The 17,914-nt window shown below is 65.4% G+C and carries 17 protein-coding genes; 12 read left to right on the top strand and 5 right to left on the bottom strand.

Annotated features, from left to right (window positions below; all coding sequences use genetic code 11):
* Window positions 1–2 precede the first annotated feature (2 nt).
* Genes B9Y97_RS04320 through B9Y97_RS04300 form a run of 5 tightly spaced genes read left to right on the top strand, consistent with a single transcriptional unit; the run spans window position 3 to window position 4,621 of the window.
* Complete coding sequence (locus B9Y97_RS04320) at window positions 3–815, top strand: aspartate dehydrogenase (protein WP_085525591.1); 813 nt, start codon at window positions 3–5, stop codon at window positions 813–815.
* On the top strand, window positions 815–2,323 hold the full coding sequence (locus B9Y97_RS04315) for an aldehyde dehydrogenase (RefSeq protein WP_085525590.1): 1,509 nt from the start codon (window positions 815–817) through the stop codon (window positions 2,321–2,323). Before B9Y97_RS04320 ends, B9Y97_RS04315 begins: the two co-directional genes overlap by 1 nt.
* A complete protein-coding gene (locus B9Y97_RS04310) occupies window positions 2,320–3,558 on the top strand; it encodes a ferredoxin--NADP reductase domain-containing protein (protein ID WP_085525589.1) in 1,239 nt (412 codons plus the stop codon). Before B9Y97_RS04315 ends, B9Y97_RS04310 begins: the two co-directional genes overlap by 4 nt.
* A complete protein-coding gene (locus B9Y97_RS04305) occupies window positions 3,555–4,022 on the top strand; it encodes a flavodoxin domain-containing protein (RefSeq protein WP_085525588.1) in 468 nt (155 codons plus the stop codon). The genes B9Y97_RS04310 and B9Y97_RS04305 overlap by 4 nt, the downstream gene beginning before the upstream one ends.
* On the top strand, window positions 4,019–4,621 hold the full coding sequence (locus B9Y97_RS04300; RefSeq protein ID WP_085525587.1) for a pentapeptide repeat-containing protein: 603 nt from the start codon (window positions 4,019–4,021) through the stop codon (window positions 4,619–4,621). Before B9Y97_RS04305 ends, B9Y97_RS04300 begins: the two co-directional genes overlap by 4 nt.
* A 6-nt stretch (window positions 4,622–4,627) precedes the next feature.
* On the opposite strand, the gene B9Y97_RS04295 is transcribed toward B9Y97_RS04300, so the two are convergent.
* Window positions 4,628–5,446 carry an IclR family transcriptional regulator gene (locus tag B9Y97_RS04295; RefSeq protein ID WP_085528103.1) on the bottom strand — a complete coding sequence of 273 codons (819 nt, stop codon included), beginning with the start codon at window positions 5,444–5,446 and terminating at the stop codon, window positions 4,628–4,630.
* A 398-nt stretch (window positions 5,447–5,844) separates the two neighbouring features.
* Here B9Y97_RS04295 and B9Y97_RS04290 point away from each other — a divergent pair, with 398 nt between their 5' ends.
* Window positions 5,845–7,245 carry a Glu/Leu/Phe/Val family dehydrogenase gene (locus B9Y97_RS04290; protein ID WP_085525586.1) on the top strand — a complete coding sequence of 467 codons (1,401 nt, stop codon included), beginning with the start codon at window positions 5,845–5,847 and terminating at the stop codon, window positions 7,243–7,245.
* Window positions 7,246–7,304: 59 nt separating this feature from the next.
* Here the strand turns inward: B9Y97_RS04290 and B9Y97_RS04285 are convergent, their stop codons facing one another.
* The 3 genes from B9Y97_RS04285 to B9Y97_RS04275 are packed head-to-tail and all read right to left on the bottom strand — an operon-like array spanning window position 7,305 to window position 10,082.
* A complete protein-coding gene (locus B9Y97_RS04285) occupies window positions 7,305–8,096 on the bottom strand; it encodes an ABC transporter ATP-binding protein (protein ID WP_085525585.1) in 792 nt (263 codons plus the stop codon).
* Window positions 8,089–9,105, bottom strand: coding sequence for a FecCD family ABC transporter permease (locus tag B9Y97_RS04280; protein WP_139828390.1), 1,017 nt, complete (start codon window positions 9,103–9,105; stop codon window positions 8,089–8,091). The genes B9Y97_RS04285 and B9Y97_RS04280 overlap by 8 nt, the downstream gene beginning before the upstream one ends.
* Window positions 9,105–10,082: a FecCD family ABC transporter permease gene (locus tag B9Y97_RS04275; RefSeq protein WP_139828222.1), complete on the bottom strand. Its 978-nt coding sequence runs from the start codon at window positions 10,080–10,082 to the stop codon at window positions 9,105–9,107. Before B9Y97_RS04275 ends, B9Y97_RS04280 begins: the two co-directional genes overlap by 1 nt.
* Before the next feature lie 138 nt (window positions 10,083–10,220).
* Between B9Y97_RS04275 and B9Y97_RS04270 the strand changes: the two genes are divergently transcribed.
* From B9Y97_RS04270 to ugpC, 5 genes are all read left to right on the top strand, one after another.
* On the top strand, window positions 10,221–11,105 hold the full coding sequence (locus B9Y97_RS04270) for an ABC transporter substrate-binding protein (protein ID WP_254900845.1): 885 nt from the start codon (window positions 10,221–10,223) through the stop codon (window positions 11,103–11,105).
* A gap of 476 nt (window positions 11,106–11,581) precedes the next feature.
* Window positions 11,582–12,901, top strand: a complete 1,320-nt coding sequence (gene ugpB, locus B9Y97_RS04265; protein WP_085528102.1) for a sn-glycerol-3-phosphate ABC transporter substrate-binding protein UgpB — start codon at window positions 11,582–11,584, stop codon at window positions 12,899–12,901.
* A gap of 79 nt (window positions 12,902–12,980) precedes the next feature.
* Window positions 12,981–13,871 carry a sn-glycerol-3-phosphate ABC transporter permease UgpA gene (gene ugpA, locus B9Y97_RS04260; protein WP_085525581.1) on the top strand — a complete coding sequence of 297 codons (891 nt, stop codon included), beginning with the start codon at window positions 12,981–12,983 and terminating at the stop codon, window positions 13,869–13,871.
* Window positions 13,872–13,883: 12 nt separating this feature from the next.
* Window positions 13,884–14,732 carry a sn-glycerol-3-phosphate ABC transporter permease UgpE gene (ugpE, locus tag B9Y97_RS04255; protein ID WP_085525580.1) on the top strand — a complete coding sequence of 283 codons (849 nt, stop codon included), beginning with the start codon at window positions 13,884–13,886 and terminating at the stop codon, window positions 14,730–14,732.
* Window positions 14,733–14,736: 4 nt separating this feature from the next.
* Window positions 14,737–15,789: a sn-glycerol-3-phosphate ABC transporter ATP-binding protein UgpC gene (gene ugpC, locus B9Y97_RS04250; RefSeq protein WP_085525579.1), complete on the top strand. Its 1,053-nt coding sequence runs from the start codon at window positions 14,737–14,739 to the stop codon at window positions 15,787–15,789.
* Window positions 15,790–15,875: 86 nt separating this feature from the next.
* On the opposite strand, the gene B9Y97_RS04245 is transcribed toward ugpC, so the two are convergent.
* Window positions 15,876–16,424, bottom strand: a complete 549-nt coding sequence (locus tag B9Y97_RS04245; RefSeq protein WP_085525578.1) for a hypothetical protein — start codon at window positions 16,422–16,424, stop codon at window positions 15,876–15,878.
* A 388-nt stretch (window positions 16,425–16,812) separates the two neighbouring features.
* Here B9Y97_RS04245 and B9Y97_RS04240 point away from each other — a divergent pair, with 388 nt between their 5' ends.
* A complete protein-coding gene (locus tag B9Y97_RS04240) occupies window positions 16,813–17,883 on the top strand; it encodes a GntR family transcriptional regulator (protein WP_176224297.1) in 1,071 nt (356 codons plus the stop codon).
* Window positions 17,884–17,914 lie beyond the last annotated feature (31 nt).

Below are 17,914 nucleotides of genomic sequence, written 5' to 3'. Positions count from 1 at the left end.
CGATGCATCTCGGCCTCATCGGCTACGGCAATATCGGTGAAACGCTGATGGACTTCCTCGCCTGGCCGGACGCGCCCGAGGTGGGGCGCGTCACGGTGTTGGTGCGCGCGGGCAGGGGCGGGGCGACCGCGACAGCGCTCGCTGGCCACCAGTTGCCCGTCGAGGTGGTCGAAGACACCGACGCGCTTGTGGCGGCGCGACCCGATCTCGTGGTCGAGGCGGCGGGGCATTCGGGCGTGAGCGCCCATGTGCCGGCCTGTCTCGAAGCGGGGATCGAGGTGGTCGTGGTATCGGTTGGTGCTTTGGCCGACGACACGCTCGCCGCAAGGCTCGACGCGGCAGCCCGGAAGGGCGGTGCGCGCTATATCCTGCCGGCCGGTGCCGTGGGCGGGATCGACCTCGTGTCGGCACTGGCCGCGGCGGGGGAGGTGAACCTCACCTATCGCGGCACCAAGCCGCCGGCGGCCTGGGCCGGAACCCCTGCCGAGCAGGCACTCGATCTTGCCGGGCTGAGCGCGGCGGAGACCTTTTTCACTGGCACCGCGCGCGAGGCAGCCACGGCCTATCCCAAGAACGCCAACGTGGCTGCAACCCTTGCCCTTGCCGGGCCGGGGCTCGATGCAACACGGGTCGAACTCGTGGCAGACCCGGCGGCGCCGGGCAACCTGCATGGCTACGAGCTTGTCTCGCCGGCGGCGCGGGTGCGGGTCGATATCGAAAACCTGCCCTCGGCGGGCAATGTGAAAACCAGCGTGGCAACAATCTACTCGGTGCTCAGGGAGATCCGGAACCGCGTCGGGCCAAGGGTGATCTGATGAAGGATGGCGACGTGGAAAACGACCTGCCGGAAGGCAAGCTCTACCTTGGTGGTGAGTGGCGCACGGGGCGCGGGGCCGAGATCACATCGGTCTTTCCGGCCGATGGCAGCCTGAACCGGGTGCTTGCGGGTGCCAGTGCCGAGGATGGCGAAGACGCGATCGCGCGGGCCAAGGCGGCGCAGGCCGACCCGGCTTGGCGCGGGCTCAAGCCGCACGAACGCGCGCGTTTTCTCTACCGGATCGCCGACGGGATCGAGGCCAATGCCCAGCGGATCGCCCGCATCCAGTCGCGCGACACCGGCAAGACCTTGCGCGAGACCGGCGCGCTCGCGGCCTCCGCGGCGGGCACCTTCCGCTACTTCGGCGCGGTGCTCGAGACCATGGACGAGGAAATCACCACCCGGCGCGGGCCGTCGATGACGCTGTCGGTGCACGAGCCGCTGGGTGTCGTCGCCGCGATCACGCCGTGGAACTCGCCGATTGCATCGGACGCCCAGAAGGTCGCCCCGGCGCTCGCGGCGGGCAACGCGGTGGTGCTGAAACCCGCCTCATGGTCGCCGCTCACCGCGCTGGAACTGGCCCGGATCGTCGATCAGGCGGGGCTGCCCAAGGGGCTGTTCTCGGTGCTGCCCGGCTCGGGGCGCGAGATTGGCAACCTGCTTGTCGAGCACCCGGATATCGCCAAGGTCAGTTTTACCGGCGGCACCGAAACCGGGCGCGCGCTCGCGGTGAAGGCGGCACAGAAGCTGATGCCGGTGAGCCTCGAGCTTGGGGGCAAGTCACCGACCATCGTGTTCGAGGATGCCGACATGGATCAAGCGCTCGCCGGCGTGCTCTATGGCATCTTCTCATCGACCGGGCAAAGCTGCATCGCCGGCTCGCGGCTTTTCGTTCAGCGCAGGATCTACGATGAATTCGTCAGCCGCCTGGTGGCGGCGACGGAGCGGCTCGTGGTCGGCCACCCGTTCGACGACGCCACCCAGATCGGGCCGCTCATTCACATCGATCACCGCGCCGAGGTGGCCGCGCATGTGGCGCGCGCGTTGGAGGACGGGGCCGAGTTGCTCACCGGCGGGCGCGCGCCGGAAGGCGCGGCTTATGCGGGCGGCAGCTACTACCTGCCGACGATCCTCGCGGGGCTGCCCAACACCGCCCGGCTCTGCCGCGACGAGGTGTTCGGCCCGGTGCTCGCGGTTCTGCCCTTCGACGACGAGGATGACGTGATCGCGCAGTCGAACGACAACGAATACGGTCTTGCCTGCGGGATCTGGACCCCCGATTTCCCCCGCGCCTGGCGGGTTGGCGGCGCGATCGAGGCGGGCACGGTCTGGCACAACACCTACAAGCAGTTCTCGGTTTCGACTCCCTTCGGCGGCGACGGCGCGAGCGGTATGGGGCGCGAGAAGGGCCGGCAGGGCCTGCGCGCCTACATGCGGCAAAAGAGCTTCTACACCGATCTGACGGGCGCGCCGCTGCCCTGGGCCGGCGCGGCGGTGTCGTCGTGACCGGCAAGATCGCCATCGTCGGGGCGGGACCGTCCGGCTGCTTCCTCGCCCAGGCGCTGCTCAAGGCCGCGCCGGATCTGGAGGTCGATTTGATCGACGCGCTGCCGGTGCCTTACGGGCTGGTGCGCTACGGCGTGGCTGCCGATCACCAGGGCACGAAGGCCGTCACCCGCCAGTTTGCCCGTGTCTTCGAGCGGCAGGGCGCGCGGTTCTTCGGCAATCTCTGCATCGGGCGTGACATATCGCTCGACGATCTGCGGGCCGCCTACGATGTCGTGGTGCTGGCGGCGGGGATGTCGGTGGATAACCGTCTCGGGGTGCCCGGCGGCGATCTCGAAGGCGTCTACGGTGCCGGGCGGATTACCCGCGCGCTCTACGAACACCCCGACGCCGAGGCGCTGCCGGATCTGGGGTCCCATCCGCTGATCGTGGGCAACGGCAACGTGGCGATCGACCTGCTGCGCCTGCTGGCCAAGCAACCCGAAGAGCTGGCCGGGTCCGATCTCGGGCCGGGGCCGAGCGACTGGCTGGCGCGGAGCGGGATCGAAACGATCACGGTCACGGGCCGGTCGCCCGCTGCCCGCGCGAAGTTCGATCCGGTGATGATCAAGGAACTGGCGAAGCTCGGCGGCGTGTCGATCCGTGTGATCGGTGCCGGCGAGGCCCCCGACGACGAGGCGGCCAAACGTCTCGACGCGCTGGCGGTGATTGACGGCCACGGCGACGGTCCCCGCAAGATCGACTTCCGGTTCGAGCTGACGCCGGCCGAGGTGCTTGGCGCGGCGGGGAAAGTGACCGGCATGCGGTTTTCAACCGCTGCGGGCGACGCGCAACATATCGCCTGCAGCTCGGTGCTGACTGCGATCGGCTTCGGCCCGGCGGACGACCTGCCGCGCGAGGCCCTCATTGCCGCGGCCGCGGATCGCGAGGCGGGTGCGCTCGCCCCCGGGCTTTACGCCACCGGCTGGTTCCGCCGAGGGCCACGCGGCACGATCCCCGACAACCGGGCCGATGCGCAAGCGCTCGCGGGGCGCATTCTCGCGGAGATTTCCGCCAGTCCCGCGAAGCCGGGCCGCGGCCTGTTCGACGGTCGACCGGGGATCGTGGATTACGACGGATGGTGTCGCATTGATGCCGCCGAAACGGCCGCCCCGTCGCAGGGGCGGTGCCGGATAAAGATCCCGACGCGCACGGGCATGACGATGGCCGCAATTGAAGGAGCGACGAGCAGATGAAGATCAGCATTCTCTATGGAACGGAAACCGGCAACGCCGAGATGCTGGCCGAAGACATTCAGGCCGAACTCGACGCCGCGCATGACGTGACCTGCGACAACCTCGCCGATACCGACCCGACCGCGCTCGATCCGACAAGGTTCTACCTGCTGGTCTGTTCGACATATGGCGACGGCGAGTTGCCCGCGTCGGCCCAGCCGTTCGCCGAGGCCATCGACAAGGCCGGTCCCGATCTCTCGAACGTGCATTTCGCGATCTTCGGCCTGGGCGACAGCGAGTATCACGAGACGTTCAACGGCGGACCGAAGCGCCTTGCTGAACTGATGATCGCCCGGGGGGCAAGGCAGATCGGCGACCGAATTGCACATGATGCCTCCGGGCCCGACCTGGCCGAGGACATCGCGTTTCCCTGGGCCGAACAGGTCTTGGCGGAGGCCGAGGAACGCCTTGGTGCACCGGCATGACCGATCCGGCCGAGATCCGGGCGGCGCTCATGGCACCATTCCGCCACGGCTCACACAGTGGTTTCGCGGGGATCACCTGTTCAGGCCGGCTCGATCTCTCCGGACTCACGCTGTCCGGGGTCGATTTCTCCGGTGCGCGATTTGTCGAGGGGATCGACGCGCGGGGCGCGCGGTTTGAGGGGATGAGCTGGTTCATCGGTGCCGAGTTCGATGCCATGGCCTTGTTCGACGGTGCCTTGTTCTGCTCCGACGCGCGGTTTGAAGACGCGGCGTTCGCAGGCGAGGCGGGTTTTGGCGGTGCCGAGTTCCGCGGGATCGCCCGGTTCGACCGCGCCCGGTTTGCCGCGGGCATCGATGCCTCGGGCGTCACCTGCAACGGGAATTTCTCGCTCGAAGACGTCGCCGTTTCGGGTTCCGCGCGGCTTGCGCGAAGCGAGTTCATGGGCGGTTTGTGGTGCCACAATGCGCGCTTGCCGTCGGCGACCGACCTTGCGGGCACTCAAGTGCACGGTCGGCTCTGGCTGCGCGGGGCGCGGTTGGGCAATGCGCCGCTGCGCGCCGGAGATGTCGAGATGGCGTTCGGATATACCTACACCTGAGCGCGATCACATCTGTTCTGCGCCCCAGCCGCGATAGCCGAGCGCCTCGGAGATATCGCGCGCCGCGGCCTTCAGCGTCGCTTCGATCCGTCCGACGAGCGGTGCATCCGCGGCGAAGGCGCTGGCATGCCCGGTAACATTGATCGCGGCGATCGCCTGGCCCTGGTGATCGTAGATCGCAACGGCGGCCGACCCGATGTCCGGTTCGAAATTGGCCACGCTCCAGGAAATCCCCTGCGACCTGTCTCTTTCCAACTGCTCGCGCAGATCTTCAAGCGAGGTGCGGGTTTTTTCGGAATAGGCCTCGAGCGTCTTGCCGGCGTAGAGTTCTTCGAGGTCGCGCGCCCCGAGCGATGCCAACAGGATGCGCCCGATCGTCGTTGCATGTGCGGGAAGCCGGGTGCCCTCGCGGACCATGCTCGCGAGATGTGAGTTTGGCGTCTCGCGCGCAAGATAGACGATCTCGCGGCCGTCCCGGACCCCGAGATGGGCCGACAGGTTCAATTCTTCGACCAGCCTGCGCAAGACCGGGCGCGACGTTGGCACCAGGCCACGTTCGTTCAGCGCCAACGAGGCAAGCGTGATGAGCCCGGTGCCAAGACGGTAGCCGCCGCGCTCGGGGATCTGGTCGATCATCCGCTCCGCCTCCAGCGTTGCAAGGAGGCGGATCAGCGTGGTCCGGTTGATCCCGATCTCCTTGGCAGCCTGGTTGGTGTTCTGGCATCGGTTTCCCGCCGCTATGAACCGCAACACCTTGAAGGCGCGTTCAACGGGAGGCACCGAGTAATCGGGGCTCGCTTTATCGGGTGTGGGGTCTTCGTTCATGACATCCAGTTGAACATATTTGAACACAACATGCCATAATAGAACACAATGGTGGCCGAAAGCTCTTTTTCGGACTGACCGGTTTGGAGCGGGTGGTTCAATCCCGCCGCGGCAGATCCTCATCAGGATCGGGTCTGGCCTTTCTCGTGGACAGGCCTCGCCTGTCGAGGGATCGAGCTTCGGTTCATCGCCCCTGCCGTCATCTCGGCGATTGGACAACGACGTTGACTTCGGGGTGCAGGACTGTGTTCAATCAGATTGAGGCCGACCGAACGCGTTGCCCGTGAACCTTGGTCAATGCCATGCCTGACCGGGTCCATCGTGGCATCATCTGGTCCTCCCGCCAAGCGCGAGCCCCGTTTGGCGATATCGAAATCTCCCGACTGGAAGGATCCGCCATGACATCCCAGCCCGGCTCCACTTTCCTCGACAGTGTCGAGGCGCATTTTGACCAGGCATTCGACCATATCGAACTGCCGCCCGGGCTTGCCGAGCGGATCAAGGCGACGAACTCGATCTACCGTGTCACCTTCGGGGTGCGGCTGCGCGGCGAGTTGATCAGCTTCACCGGCTGGCGGGCGGTGCATTCCGAGCATGTCGAGCCGGTCAAGGGCGGCATCCGCTACGCGGCCGACGCGAACGGGGAGGAGGTCGAGGCGCTCGCGGCGCTGATGACACTGAAGAATGCCTTGTCGGGGGTTCCCTTCGGCGGCTCCAAGGGCGCGCTCCGCATCGACCCGCGCGACTGGTCCGAGGCGGAGATCGAGAAGATCACCCGGCGCTTCACCCAGGAGCTTGCGCGGCGCGGGCTGATCAGCCCCGGGCGCAACGTGCCGGCCCCCGACATGGGAACGAGCGAGCGCGAAATGGCGTGGATGGCCGACGAGTACCGGCGAATCTCGCCGCTTGAGACGCTGAACGCCGCGGCCTGCGTCACCGGCAAGCCGTTGTCGCGCGGGGGGATCGCCGGGCGGACGGAGGCCACCGGACGCGGCGTTGCCTATGTTCTCGCCGAACACCTCGAACGGTCGGGGCGCAAGGATGATCTGCGCGACGCGCGCGTGGTGATCCAGGGTTTCGGCAACGTCGGCTCCCACGCCGCGCTGACGCTGACCCGCGAGTTCGGTGTCAGGGTCACGGGCGTGCTCGAGCGCGACGGCTGCCTGTTCGACGAGTCCGGGATCGATGTTGAGGCGCTGGCGGCGCATCTTGCGAAGGGTGCCGGGATCCAGACGTTCCACCAGGGGCAGGTTGAGTTGCCCGCGCCGGAGGCGATTTGCGTCGATTGCGATATCCTTATCCCGGCCGCACAGGAGGGGGTGATCACCGCAGCCAACGCCCATGCCATCAAGGCGAAGATCATCGTCGAGGCAGCCAACGGCCCGATCGACTTCGATGCCGATGCCATCCTCTCGGAGCGCGGCGTCGAGGTGATCCCCGATCTCTGCGCCAACGCGGGCGGCGTGATCGTCAGTTACTTCGAGTGGGTCAAGAACCTGACCCACATGCCGTTTGGCCTGATGGAGCGGCGCATCTCGCAGCGGCGGTTCAGCCACGTGGCCGATCTGATCGAAGCGGCGCGGGCGGAGGCGATCCCGGCCAAGATCCGCCAGGACCTGTCGGAAACCGGGACCGAACTCGATCTGGTTCGCTCTGGTCTCGAAGAGATGATCCGCGCTGCCTATCGCCGCATGGCCGACAGGCTGGCTGAAGATCCATCGCTCAAGACCCTGAGGCGCGCGGGCTATGTTCTTGCGATCGAGGATATCGCGCTGGCCTATCATGACCTGGGAATTTGACGTACCGGATGGTGCCTGATCGCCGCGACGGATGGATCGGTGCGCGCGAGCCGCACGCCTTACGGTTTCGCCCTTGAACGCGACATGATGAAGCGTTCGCCGGAGGCCACCGTGACAACGTCACAGTCGATTTCGAACACCGAACCGATGGTTTCCGAGGTCATGACCGCTTCGGTCGGGCCCTGGGCGGCGATGCGGCCCTGTCTGAACAGCACGACCTCGTCGGCGTAGCGCATCGCGAGGTTCAGATCGTGCAGGACGAGAACGAAGCTACGGTGCTCGGATCGGTTCAGCCGGACCACGAGATCGAGCACTTCGAGCGCGTGGGCGATGTCGAGATGGTTGGTGGGTTCGTCGAGGAAGATCCGTGGACTGTCTTGTGCCAGGGTCATCGCGATCCATGCCCGTTGCAACTGGCCGCCGGAAAGATGACCCAGCGCGCGGTCGGCAAGTGTGGTCATGCCGGTGGCCTTGAGGGCACGCTCGACGGTCGCGTGATCGGCGGCAGAGGGGGCAGAAAACCGGCTGCGGTGAGAAAACCGCCCCATCATCGCAAGATCGGCCACGCTCATCTCGTCGGGCGCTTCGGGCGACTGGCTCAGCATGGCGATTTCGCGGGCAAGGGCGCGCGGTTCCCAGTCGGTCAGCGGGCGTCCTGCCACCGACGCTGCCCCTGCACTCGGGCGATGCAGGCCCCTCAAGACGCGCAGGGCCGTTGATTTGCCGCTGCCGTTGGGGCCGCAGAAGGCGATGACCTTTCCCTCGGGCAAGTCGAGGTCAATCGCGTCGAGCGCCGTCTGGTCGTCATAATCGGCGGTGATCTGGGTCATTCGGGCGAGGATATCAGCCATGGGTGCCTTGCCTTCGGATCAAGAGGGTCAGGAAGAGCGGCGCGCCGATCAGGGCGGTGATCGCCCCGGCGGGCAGTTCGAGCGGGGCCGCGATCAGGCGGGCGAGGGTATCGGCGCCCAGCACCAGCAGGCTGCCGATGAGCGCCGTCGCGACGAGGTATCCGGGTGCGAAAGCGCCGATGACCAGACGGGCCGCGTGCGGCGCAATGAGCCCGACGAAGCCGACCGCGCCCACCTGCGATACGGCAAGAGCGGTCAGGGCGACGGAGATCGCAAGAAGGACGATTTGAGTGCGGCCGACCGGAAGCCCCGTCGCAGCGGCCGTCTGTGGATCGAGCGCAAGTTGACGCAGAGGCAGATTGAGCCATGCGAGCACCGGGGCCGCGACCGCGAGGCCCGCCGCAACCACGGCGACATCGCCCCAGTGCGCCGCACCGATCGTCCCGGTAAGCCATGTCAGCGCCTGCCCTGCGCGGTAGACCGGCCCGATGATCATCACCAGTGTCACCGCCGCCTTGGCCAGTGCGGCGAGGGCGATGCCGTAGAGGATCAGGCGCAACGGCCCGCGTCCACGGGGATCGGCAAGGGTGAGCCCGCCCGCGATCAGGGCGAAGCCAAAGGCACCGATTGCGGCGGCGAGCGGTTGCCAATGGATCGACACGGTCAGGCGGTTGGCCTCATCGGAGAAGACCCACAGGAAGGAAACCACGCCGAGGGCGGCGCCATCCGTGATGCCGAGAATCGAGGGGGCGGCCATCGGGTTCCGGGTCACGCGCTGCAGCAGCGCCCCGGCGAGCGCGAGCGCCGCCCCGGCAAGGATGGCCAGCAGCACCCGGGGCAAGCGCAGTGTCCAGACGATCACCTCGTCCATCCGCGCGCCCTCGCCGAAGAGAGCAGCCAGCACCCGCCCGGGGGGTATCAGGCTCGATCCGAGCGCAAGGCTTGTCACGAAGCCGGCGACGACCGCCGCCGTCAGAAGGCCAAGGCGCGATACTGTCCGTAGCCGCATCATGCCGCGCGCGCTCCGCGTTTGCGCAAGAGCGCGATCAGCACCGGCACGCCGACGATGGCAAGCACCGCGCCGATCGGAGCCTCGCCCGGTGCGACGATGAGGCGTGCGAGGATGTCGGCCAGAACCGCGACGAGCGCGCCGGAGAGCATCGTGAGCCCCGCCAGCGTCAGGAAAGCCGGGCGGCGGCGAGTCAGCCGCATCGCCATGTGCGGTGCCACGAGGCCGAGAAACATCACCGGGCCCGCCATCGCGACGGCCCCCGCGGCGAGCAGGGCGGCCGCGCCAAGCGCGAGCATCCGGGTGCGCATGACATCGACACCGATCCCGCGTGCGCTGGCATCATCGAGTTGCAGGGCATCGATCGATCCGGCAATCGCAACGAGGCCGACGAGAACGAGCCCAAGCAGGCCGCATCCGAGCCAGAGCAGGCGCAGGTCGCGATCGGCAAAGCCGCCGGACAGCCAGAACAGCAGGGTTTCGAGCGCGGTTTCGTCGACCAGAAGCAGGATCTGTGTGAGCGAGGCAAGCATCGCGGCAATCGTGACCCCGACCAGGAGGATCGTGGCACGCCCGGCATTCGGCCCGAGCCGCAGGGTGAGGGCGAACACGACGGCGGTTGTCACGAGGGCCCCGAGGATGGCGAAGCCGCCAACTTGCAACAGACCGGAATAGCCAAACACCGAGAGCCCGACGGTAACGGCGAAGGCGGCGCCTGCGTTGGTGCCGAGAAGCCCGGGTTCGGCGAGTGGGTTGCGGGTTGCGGCTTGCATGATCAGCCCCGAGAGCGCGAGCGATGCCCCGGCGGTGATCGCGATCAGCGTGCGCGGCAGGCGCAGGCTGCGCACGATGATCTCGTCGGTCTCGATTCCTCCGGTGAGCCCGCGCCAGATGGTGTCGGGATCATAGGTGCGCAATCCGACATGCAGGCTTGCCACCATCGCCGCGAGCAAAGCGGAGAGGAGCAGCAGGGCCATTGTGCGAGAGGAGCGGGCTGGGCTGAGGGTCATTGCCTCCGAATTGCATGGTTGACTCTTTTCGTCAACTAACTGAAAACCTTTTCCGACAAAAACACTCTGAAAGGTGAATACATGCGCTTTCTTCGTTCCGCCGTGATGGCATTGCCCCTGGCTGCCGCTCTCTTTGCATCCGGCGCGCAGGCGCGGGAGGTGACCGACTCGATGGGCACGGTCAGCTTGCCGGACGATCCCCAGCGCGTCGTTGTGCTCACCAATGAGGGCACGGAAGCGGTTCTGGCCCTCGGCGTGACGCCGGTGGGGGCGGTGAATTCCTGGGTCGGCGATCCATGGTGGTCGCATATCGAGGATCTCATGGGCGACGCGGTTCCGCTCGGCACGGAGAGCGCGGTGAACCTCGAACTTCTTGCAGCCCTCGAACCCGATCTCATTCTCGCCAACAAACAGCGGCACGAGGAAATCTACCCCCAGCTCACGGCGATCGCCCCGGTGGTGATGTCGGCGGAACTGCGGGGCGACTGGAAGATCAACTTCGAGCTCTATGCCGAGGCGCTCGGCAAGTCTGCCGAAGCAGAGGCCGCGATCGCCGACTACGACGCGGCCGTGGTTGATCTGCGCGACCGCCTCGGAGACGCGGTGAACGAGGAGGTCTCGGTGATCCGCTTCCTCCCCGGCCAGATCCGGATCTACCAGCTCAATTCCTTCTCCGGCGTGCTGCTGAAGGACATCGGCTTCAATCGGCCCGACAACCAGAATGTGGACGACTTTGCCATTCGCACCGGCAAGGAAAGTATTCCCGACATGGACGGGGACCGGATCTTCCACTTCACCTGGGAAACCGGCGACGGTGAAGGGATCAAGGCGGCGGAAGACGTGCTGTCCGATCCGCTCTGGCAATCGCTTTCGGCGGTTCAGGCCGGCAAGGTCCACGCCGTCGATGACGGTGTGTGGAACACTGCAGGTGGGATCATCGCCGCGCGCAGGATGCTGGCGGATATCGCGCGAATCTACGGCGTCGAATAGACCGCACATCTCGATACCCGACGCGCCGAACCCCGATCCCGGCGCATCAATGTCACGGGTGCGCAACGCACCCGTGACACGGCCTTGCCGGCGGTGAGCCGGCACAAGGCGGGCATCCCAAGCCCTGTTTTCCTTCACGATCACCAAGGCCAAGGCGCAAAGACGCGCGACAAGGTCGACCGCTGCCAAAAGCCGCGCCTTGGCGATCCCACGCCCCGGTTGCACCGGCCGGGCCGACGAGTCCGCATCACGTCCAGGGCCGCGCCCATTGGGCCTTGCGAAGAAAACTTCAGCGGATGTGCGGTCGCGCCTCAACCGACCCTTCGCCGCCAACTTTCCGTCGCGGCAGGCTTCGCGAGATCGACATATCCCTGTTACCTCGGAGCAATATGCACGCCTCCGTCAGCCGTGAACAGGCGCGCTTCCCGCGGCTTGCTCCGAACGGCTCGCGACAGAAAATGATGGGGTCCCAGATCATGAAAAGCACACTTCTCACGGCAACCGCTTTGGCGTTTGTGATGGCCGCGCCGACGGCGCAGGCCCAGACAGAGATCGAATGGTGGCACGCCATGGGCGGCGAGCTCGGCGAGCGGCTCGAGGCGATTGCGGAGGGCTTCAACGCAAGCCAGTCCGAGTTCAAGGTGGTGCCGAGCTTCCGCGGTTCCTATGCCGAGGCGATGACCGGCGCGATCGCCGCCTTCCGCGCCAACGAGCAGCCGCACATCATCCAGGTTTTCGAAGTCGGCACCGGCACCATGATGGGGGCCGAGGGCGCGATCTACCCGATCTACAAGCTGATGAGCGATTTCGACGTGCCGTTCGAACCCGAGGCCTATCTCGATACGGTCGTCAGCTACTACACCGATCCGGACGGCAACATGCTGTCGTTCCCGTTCAACTCCTCGACGCCGATCATGTACTATAACCGCGACATCTTCGAGGCGGCAGGTCTCGACCCCGATGCGCCGCCGGCGACATGGGCGGAGATGGAAGCGGCGTCGCTGCAGATCATCGAGTCCGGTGCCGCAACCTGCGGCTTCACCACGTCATGGCCGAGCTGGGTCATGCTGGAGAACTTCACCGCCTGGCACGATATCCCGCTCGCGACGAAAGCCAACGGCTTTGACGGCTTCGACACCGAGTTCGCGTTCAATTCCGACCTCGTCGTGCGTCACTGGGACAACCTGAAAGCCTGGCAGGACGCCGGCGCGTTCCGCTGGGGCGGCCCCGGTTCGGGCCCTGACTCGGCGCCGATGTTCTACTCCGGCGAATGCGCGATGTTCTTCGGTTCCTCCGCCAGCCGTGCCGGTGTGCTCAACAACGCGGAGTTCGATGTCGGTTTCGCCTTCCAGCCCTACTACGACGATGCCGAGGGCGCGCCGCAGAACACGATCATCGGCGGCGCGACCCTGTGGGTGCTGACCGGCCATTCGGATGACGAGTACCAGGGCGTCGCCGAGTTCTTCGAGTATCTTTCGCAGCCCGAGGTCCAGGCAAGCTGGCACCAGGATACCGGCTATCTGCCGATCACGCAGGCCGCGTTCGACCTGACCGCCGAGCAGGGTTACTACGATGCGAACCCGGGGGCCGACACCTCGATCCGCCAGATGACGCTGAACCCGCCGACCGAGAATTCCCGCGGCCTGCGCTTCGGCAACTTCGTCCAGATCCGCGACATCATCTCGGAAGAGATGGAAGCGGTGATGTCCGGCGCCAAGACCGGCCAGCAAGCCACCGACGACGCGGTTCGTCGCGGCAATGCGCTGCTGCGCGAGTTTGAAGCGTCGATGAACTGATCCGACGGCATCCGGTCCGCCCCTGCACTGCCGGGGCGGACCATTTCATTTTTTTCCCCACCGCTCGGACCACAGGCAGATGCAAACCAAGCGCACGACCTTTTCCAACTGGTGGCTGCCCTATGCGCTGCTCGCCCCGCAGGTGCTTGTCACGCTGATCTTCTTCATCTGGCCCGCCGCGCAGGCGCTCTGGCAGTCGCTTTTTCGCCAGGGCGATGCGTTCGGCATCCGGCCGCCAACCTTCGTTTGGCTGGAGAATTTCGCGGCCCTGTTCCGAGACACGCTCTATCTGAACTCGCTCAAGGTCACCCTGATCTTCTCGGTCGGGACGACCGTTCTGGGGATGTCGGCCGCCCTGCTGTTCGCGATGATGGTCAACCGCATGATCCGGTCGCGCGACACCTACACCACCTTCCTGGTCTGGCCCTATGCCGTCGCGCCCGCCATCGCCGGCGTTCTGTGGTGGTTCATCTTCAACCCCAGCATCGGCATCCTTCCTTACGTCATGGAAGGCGTCGGCTATGACTGGAACCACCGTTCCAGCAGCAGGGACGCCATGATCCTCGTCGTCGTGGCGGCCGCGTGGAAGCAGGTTTCCTACAATTTCCTGTTCTTCCTGGCCGGGCTGCAATCGATTCCGCAGTCGCTGATCGAGGCGGCGGCAATCGACGGTGCCAGCCGGAGGAAGCGGTTCCTGACCATCATCCTGCCGCTGCTGTCGCCGGTGACGTTCTTCCTGCTGGTGGTAAACATCGTTTACGCGATGTTCGACACCTTCGGCGTCATCCACGCCACCACCGAGGGCGGACCGGCGCAAGCCACAAACATTCTTGTCTACAAGGTGTTCCGCGACGGTTTCGTCAATCTCAACACCGGGTCTTCCGCCGCGCAGTCGGTGATCCTGATGGCAATCGTCATCGTTCTGACCGTCATCCAGTTCCGCTATATCGAGCGGCGCGTGAACTATTGAAGGGCCCGACACATGGTCGAAAATGATCGCTGGGGCATGCTGTTGTCGCACCTGGTGCTGATCCTTGGCGTCGGGCTGGTGGTATTCCCGGTCTATGTTGCCGTGATCGCCTCGACCCATCCGCCGGGCACCTTCGTGCGCGGCGTGATGCCGTTGCTGCCGGGACCAAACGCGCTGGAAAACTACCGCACTGCAATCTTCGATGGGCGCTCCGTGGCGGGGACGCCGCCGATCGGAGGGATGCTGTGGAACAGTTTCGTCATGGCCATGGCGATCACCATCGGCAAGCTGTCGATCTCGATCCTGTCGGCCTTCGCCATCGTCTATTTCCGCTTCCCATTCCGGATCTTCTTCTTCTGGGTGATCTTCCTGACGCTGATGCTGCCGGTCGAGGTGCGGATCGTGCCGACCTTCGAGGTGGTGGCCAACCTCGGCATGCTGAACAGCTTCGCGGGGCTGTCGATCCCATTGATCGCGAGCGCCACCGCCACCTTCCTGTTCCGGCAGTTCTTCATGACCGTCCCGGAAGAGTTGATGGAAGCCGCCCGGGTGGACGGCGCGGGGCCGATGAAATTCTTTCGCGACATCCTGCTGCCGCTCAGCATCACCAACATCGCGGCGCTCTTCGTGATCATGTTCATCTATGGCTGGAACCAGTATCTCTGGCCGCTGCTGATCACCACCGACCCCGAATTCTATACCATCGTGATGGGCATCCAGCGCATGGTCACCGGCGGTGACAGCGAACCGCTTTGGCACCTGGTCATGGCGACCGTTGTTCTGGCGGCATTGCCGCCGGTGCTGGTGATCCTGTTCATGCAACGGCTGTTCGTCAAAGGCCTGACAGAGACGGAGAAATAACCTCATGGCCTCAATTCACATGGACGACCTGCACAAGGTCTATGGCGGCGGCGTCAAGGCCGTGACAGGCGTCAGCCTCGACATCGCCGACGGCGAGATGATCGTGCTTGTCGGGCCCTCGGGCTGCGGCAAGTCCACGCTTCTGCGCATGGTGGCGGGGCTGGAGACGATCTCGCGCGGCACGCTCAAGATCGGCGACCGGGTGGTCAACACGCTGGAACCGGCCGAACGCGACATTGCCATGGTGTTCCAGAACTACGCGCTCTACCCGCACATGACCGTCTTCAACAACCTTGCCTATGGTTTGAAGAACCGCAAGGTTCCGAAAGACCAGATCGGGCGCCGGGTGCGTGAAGCGGCGAAGATGCTCGAGATCGAGGAATACCTCGACCGCAAGCCGCGCAACCTGTCGGGCGGACAGCGCCAGAGGGTGGCGATGGGCCGCGCGCTGGTCCGCGAACCGGAGGCGTTCCTGTTCGACGAGCCGTTGTCGAACCTCGACGCCAAGCTGAGGGTGCAGATGCGGGTCGAGATCCGGCAGTTGCAGAAACGGCTCGGCACCACGTCGCTCTATGTCACCCATGACCAGCTTGAAGCGCTGACCATGGCGGACCGGCTGGTCGTGCTGAACGCGGGGCAGGTGGAACAGGTCGGCACCCCGATGGAGGTTTTCGAAAAGCCCGCCTCGGTTTTCGTGGCGGGCTTCATCGGCTCGCCGGCGATGAACATGTTGGATGTCGACTATCTGCGCGAGACCGGCGCAGGCGATGCCCTGCACGGCTTTCCGCCGGGCACCGACCTGATCGGCGTCCGGCCCGACGACCTGTCGATGACCGCGCCGGAGGGGCCGCACCTGCGGCTGAGCGGCCAGGTTGCGCTGCTGGAACCTGCCGGGGCGGAAAGCCACATCTACGTCACGCTTGGCGGGAGCGCCCAGCCGATCACGGTGCGCGTGCAGGGCTTGCCGACGGTGGCGGAGGGAGCAGATTTGAACCTCTTCGCCCCGCTCCCGGTGTTGCATCCGTTCAACCGCGCTTCGGGCCTAAGGGTGGCCTGAACGGGGTGTTTGCCCTGCCTTGACGGAGTTCCGGGCGGTTCTTCGGCACCGACTGCATTCTTGACCCGGGCGTGGCATATTCGCTGTTACTCGCTCTTGTGCAGGGCGGTCTCAAACACCCCTTCGACGGGCATGCAGTCGCTCAGGTCAGCCTCGGCGACGAAGCCGTCTTTCCGGCAGATCCGCGCGCTGAAGCGGCCCTTGGCACTGGCCGCGCCGTCTTCGAGCGACAATGCTTCGAGTGCCACGGTCAATTCCGCCTCGCTGCCTTCGCTGTGAAAGAAGGGTTGGCTCATCCCTTCAGGCCACCACGAAACCGATGCGTCCATCATCGAGGCCGAAGCGTCTTCGCCCATCAAAGAGAATTCAATCGACAGGACGTTCTGCATGATGCTGTCGGCCTGCGGGTCGTGCGCCTGGATGGTGACCGATGTCACCGGGCCGAACGCGGCGAACTCCGACGTTGCCGTTCCCTCGGACGGCACGGAGAGCGTTTCCCCGGAATAGCGGGTTCCATCGAGGGTCGCTTCGACCGTCCCGAGCGGATTCGTCTTGGGCTGTGCCAGAGCCGGATGCGCCAGCGAGAGGGCAATCCATGTCATCGCCAGAACGGCCGTTGTGCGAGACTTGTTCATGATCGAATTCCTTGTGTTCAATTAAGCCGGGAAGACGCCGGGCCGGCTAGTGCGAAAGCGCAGGAAGGCCGTCCCGGTGACAGCGTCACGAACGTGACGCGCAGAAACTATCGCTTCGGTGTGGCGATTCCAACCCTGCATCCTCGGGGCGAGTCCGGGGTCGGGCGGTCCCCGGATGAGTTGGCGGAGTTTCTCGAACAAGGTTGCTCAGCGCGGACCGCAAAGGGCCGAAAACCTTCTGCCATGGAGACAACTAGATCTGCTTCACAGGCAGACGCCGGGCCCTGGCCGCTGCCGGGCCCCGCTCGGCGCAAGCATTGCCGGGAGGCACACCATACAAGCGAAAGTTATACTTGGCTTTTCCGTCCTGTACTCCAATACTCGATCCATGGCGCATGACAGAACCAAAGACCGCGAGATAGCCGACTGGCTGGCCAAGGAAATCGCCGCGTTGCAACCGGGCGACCGGCTGCCGCGGGTCCGCGACATCATGGGCCGGTTCGGCGTCGGGCAGCGCCGTGTCGAGCTGGCGCTTGCTCCCTACGTGGAGGCCGGGCAGATCACCGCACGGCGGGGAGGCGGGTTGCGTATTGCCGATCCGTCCGAGGCCTCCGATCGGGCCGAGTACGAAGCCGATGTGCTGATCCTTTACCGGCTCTCCGACAGCCGCCTCGCGCGCAACCTGATGCAGGAGATCGAAGTTCGCCTGCGGTCGCGCGGGCTGACCATGCTGCACATCGGTTATGACACCGAGACCAAGCCGATCTCGCTTCTGGACCGGATGCAGCGGTTCCGAGTCTGCCTTTTGCAACTGCATTTCGAAACCCTGTCGCTGGCCTTTCTGGCCGCGCTTCACGCCCATGCCGACCATCTGGTGATCGACGGTGTGTCGGTTACGGGGATCGAGGCGGACGGGATCGGGACAAACTGGCGCGAGGCGCTGACGGTGGCCTTTTTCGACCTTTTCCATGCCGGTCACCGGCGGATCGGGTTCCTGACCTCGTCACACCCGGCACGCCAGATCGCCATGGCCCGGCGCGAATATGGCCTGCTGTGCCGGACGCTGACACCGGCGCGTGAAGACCTGCTCATCGAAGTCGATCGCTTGCCAGGCGAATATACCAGGGCCGAGCTGTCGGCGGCGATTTCCGGTGCCGCCGGGCGGATGGATGCGCTGATTGCATGGGGGGTTGTCGAAGGTTACCTGCTGGAAAGTGCGCTCGCCGAGGCGGGCCTGGTGCCCGGTCGCGACATCAGCGTGATCCTGCTGGGCAGCACAGATTTTCCCTCCGAGCATCGCAACATGTTCGATGTGATCGGCAACAGCAACGCGGCCAAGCTCGATCTGTTCGAGAATGTCATCCTCGATCGGATGAGGGGGCGGTCGCGGCGGGTCGAGACCCATTATCTCCCGATTGCCCTGATCCGCCATGGCAGCAGCCGGGCCGATCTCGAATAAGTATAATTTTGAGTATCTTTGAAATATACTT

The sequence above is a fragment of the Maritimibacter sp. HL-12 genome, assembly GCF_900177545.1.
In the GTDB taxonomy this organism is placed as follows: Bacteria; Pseudomonadota; Alphaproteobacteria; order Rhodobacterales; family Rhodobacteraceae; genus Sinisalibacter.
This window is presented reverse-complemented; position numbering and strand designations above follow the sequence as displayed.